At 62.2% G+C, this 2,922-nt stretch carries 6 protein-coding genes; all 6 read right to left on the bottom strand.

What is annotated here, in order from left to right; translation table 11 throughout:
- Positions 1–203: 203 nt before the first annotated feature.
- Positions 204–836 (bottom strand): hypothetical protein, encoded by a 633-nt coding sequence (locus VI26_RS23465; RefSeq protein ID WP_053074595.1) that lies wholly within the window; start codon positions 834–836, stop codon positions 204–206.
- 393 nt (positions 837–1,229) lie between these two features.
- Complete coding sequence (locus tag VI26_RS22825; protein ID WP_048412046.1) at positions 1,230–1,553, bottom strand: hypothetical protein; 324 nt, start codon at positions 1,551–1,553, stop codon at positions 1,230–1,232.
- Positions 1,553–1,783, bottom strand: a complete 231-nt coding sequence (locus VI26_RS22820; RefSeq protein WP_048412045.1) for a hypothetical protein — start codon at positions 1,781–1,783, stop codon at positions 1,553–1,555. The genes VI26_RS22825 and VI26_RS22820 overlap by 1 nt, the downstream gene beginning before the upstream one ends.
- Positions 1,783–2,007 (bottom strand): hypothetical protein, encoded by a 225-nt coding sequence (locus VI26_RS22815; protein ID WP_048412044.1) that lies wholly within the window; start codon positions 2,005–2,007, stop codon positions 1,783–1,785. Before VI26_RS22815 ends, VI26_RS22820 begins: the two co-directional genes overlap by 1 nt.
- Positions 2,004–2,603, bottom strand: a complete 600-nt coding sequence (locus VI26_RS22810; protein WP_048412043.1) for a hypothetical protein — start codon at positions 2,601–2,603, stop codon at positions 2,004–2,006. Before VI26_RS22810 ends, VI26_RS22815 begins: the two co-directional genes overlap by 4 nt.
- Positions 2,596–2,922, bottom strand: a 327-nt coding sequence (locus VI26_RS24900) for a hypothetical protein (protein ID WP_053074594.1), incomplete at its 5' end; no start/stop codon positions are given. The genes VI26_RS22810 and VI26_RS24900, both read right to left, overlap by 8 nt.

Genomic DNA, 2,922 nt, shown 5'->3' with positions numbered 1-2,922 from the left:
AGGGCCGCCCTCGGGCAGCCCTCAAAACACAATCTCCGGCGGTGACCAATCCCCGCCCCACTTCGCCGCCTTATCCGGTAGCCACTCGCTTCTGGTGCAGCTCGTCCCGGGCTCGCGCGCCGGCGGATCCGGGCCAAGGTAGATGACTGCGCCGGCGCGGCGCTGGATGTAGCGGTAGATGGGCGGATCCGGCAGCGCGGTCGTCACGCAGACTCCGGCGGATGGCGCGGGCACGGCCAGCGCAGCGAGCCATCTCCGGACGGGCATGTGCAGCGCGGAGGCTCCATTGCTGCGTCGATGGCGGAGTCAAGTATTTCTGCTCTCAGCATGTCGCCAATCCCGTTGACCACGCTCCATTTCTGCCCTCGGCGCAGTGCCCGATACCGCGTCGCATCCCGCTCCAGCGCTGTGTAGCGCTCATATGCCTTTACGCGCTCCAGCGGCATGTCGCCGCGCTCGATCAGGATGCGTGCGCGCTGCACTTGGTTGTCGTGGTTGGCCTTCCAGTGGTCGCGTTCATCCTGCACTCGCCCCAGTTCAAGCCCGGCGCAGTTGGCAAAATTCTGGGCAGCGTCTCGCTGCTTTTCCAACTCGGCGATGCGGGCGAGAAGCGCTAGGACCGTGACGGGGTTGGCTGCAGCAGCAAAAGCCGCGTCTCGCTCGCCATCCGCAATGAAGTTCGAATTGCCGGACAGCAGTACCTTGGGGCCGATGTCGGTATCGATGCACACCTCCGAGGTGGACACAATTTCCCGAGTCCTGCCAGCGCGCCACGGCCCGGGCGTCGCCGCGCGAGCCAGGCTGGCCAGCTCGGCCAGTTGGTCATTCGTGATCATTGGTCAATCCCCATTGCCCGTCGCAAATCAGCCTGAGCCTGCTTATAGCCAGTCTCGTATGCTGTGTTTGCGATGTATGCTAGGTCCTGCGCCCGCTCCGGCGTCTCTGCGAGAAGCTGCGGATTCAGGTGCGTGGAGTAATACTCCATTTGGGGGCCGCGCACGCACGGCTTGCCCTCGTGATCAGTGCCACCGGAGTACGGACGCAAATTGGTCGCCATCACTTCCCCTCCATTTGCTTCTCGCGCCACGCAGCGAACCCGCGCCGGCGCCGAAGGTCGTTAAAGTGGCCGCAGGCCGAGCACTTGAAGCCAGTCATAAAGCTACGATTGAGCCAGGGCCTGGACTTCTGCTCCGGCGGCATGGCCGCCTGGCACTTGCTGCATTCGGTTTTCATTCCAGCACCTCCCCCACCTGGGCGGCCACTTCAAGCACTGCGCGCCGCATGGCCGCTGCCGCATCGTCCCCAATCTTGACCACGGCGCAGCAGTAGCAACCGTTGAAGGCCTTGATCTCCTTGTCCCCGTGCTGGGTGTCGATCTGCAGCTTGACCTGCAATCGCCGGCTCTGGCCGTCGCAGTTGTCGGGCTTCCACTCTTCGCGACCTGTTTCAGGATCGTCGTAGTAGAAGCACTGGCCGCTGCGTATCCACGTCAGGCCGTCGACTTCCATGGCCTTGGCCGACAGCTCAAGCAGCCTCTTCAGTTCAGCGTCCATCACTTGCCCTCTTTCCGCATCGTTTCGACCTTTGCGAGAAATTGACGAGACTCAGCCAGCTTTCGCTCGCTCATTACCACTTGTTTGCGAGCTCGCTCCAACAGCGCGGTGTGAGCCTCCTCCCATGTGTCGAAGTACTTGCTGCGCTGTGGTCTTCTGATGGGCGTCGCATGGTGCTCAATGATGCGTGGTCGCTGGATATTTATCGGCGGCAGTTCGTATTTGCGCATCACTTGCTTCCTTTCATTGCCACCAGCACCCGTTCCACCTCCGGTCCGGTGATAATGATTGAGCGCGGCGGTTGCAATGCCTCGCGCAGCGCGGCAAGCTCGGCGCGTATCGCTGCCAGCTCGCCGGCCAGTTGCATCTCTGCCGGTGGGAAGCCTGCGAATGCCGTTTCGGGAAGGCCGAGCAGCTTGTGTCCTTGCCGTGCTGTTCCGTTGTTCAGGCTCATGCATCGCCCCCTTTCGCCTCTGCCTCCAGGCGCGCGCCGGACTCTTGAGTCGGCGCGGGTGGCGCTGGCATCCAGTGCGATGGGGTGAACTGGCAATAATCACCGTCCAGACAGTAATTCCAGCAACCATCAGACCAGTACATCGGCTCCATATGCCCGCCGAAGTCCGTTTCCATGTAGCACAGAATGTGCATCCCGTTTTTCGGCGCGGTACTGATCGGCTGCCACTTGCCCGGCGCCTGCTGATCGACCTGGGCCGGCGCCGGCTGGGCGCTGGCGGGCTGAGGCTCTGCATAGAGCGGGACGCCGGTTCGGCCACCAGAAAACTCGTTGTGCCCGTTGAACTCTCGCGCTAGTTCGCCATCAACCATCTCTTCACTCATCCATGCAACCGGTTCAGCGCCCAACGCCTGCGCGGCCTCGGCGGCTGCGATGGCGGCGTTGGCTCTGCGAGCATGCGAGCCCAGCGCCTGAACAACCGGGCGCTTATCGAGAAACTGACCCGGCGCCCGCTCAGCGATCAATTCCAGCTGGCGTTCAATCGCGCTAAAGATATGCTTCAGTGCATCGAACAGCTGCTTTTCCAGTTCAGTCATGTCCACGCTCCAATCTGGTCCTGTTGACCTGCTTGATGGCTCCTTGATTCACGCCTCGGCCATCCGGAACCGCTTCAAACAACTGGACCTTTGCGGCTGCGTACTTGCGTCCGGCGCCAAGGCCAAGAGCGTTTATCAAGTACAGTGCGCGGTTGGCTCCGGCCATATCGGTATGGTCGCCATCCACTAATTTCGGGCTGCCGTACTGGTCCAGTTCAGCAAGCCACCACTGCGTGGACATCAGGCCCGCCGTCTCAGCATTGACCGCAGCCTCCAATGCGTTGATCAGTTCGTCGGTCAGCTCGCCGGCGCGGTCTGC

The organism is Chromobacterium sp. LK1, assembly GCF_001043555.1.
Taxonomy (GTDB): Bacteria; Pseudomonadota; Gammaproteobacteria; order Burkholderiales; family Chromobacteriaceae; genus Chromobacterium; species Chromobacterium aquaticum.
Note: the sequence above shows the minus strand (reverse complement) of the source record. Positions and strands in the feature narration are given on the sequence as shown.

Excerpts from the sequence above, each read along its gene's own strand:
- VI26_RS22810 (WP_048412043.1), bottom strand. The coding sequence starts at position 2,603 with ATGACTGAACTGGAAAAGCAGCTGTTCGATGCACTGAAGCATATCTTT.
- VI26_RS22815 (WP_048412044.1), bottom strand. The coding sequence starts at position 2,007 with ATGAGCCTGAACAACGGAACAGCACGGCAAGGACACAAGCTGCTCGGC.
- VI26_RS23465 (WP_053074595.1), bottom strand. The coding sequence starts at position 836 with ATGATCACGAATGACCAACTGGCCGAGCTGGCCAGCCTGGCTCGCGCG.
- VI26_RS22825 (WP_048412046.1), bottom strand. The coding sequence starts at position 1,553 with ATGGACGCTGAACTGAAGAGGCTGCTTGAGCTGTCGGCCAAGGCCATG.
- VI26_RS22820 (WP_048412045.1), bottom strand. The coding sequence starts at position 1,783 with ATGCGCAAATACGAACTGCCGCCGATAAATATCCAGCGACCACGCATC.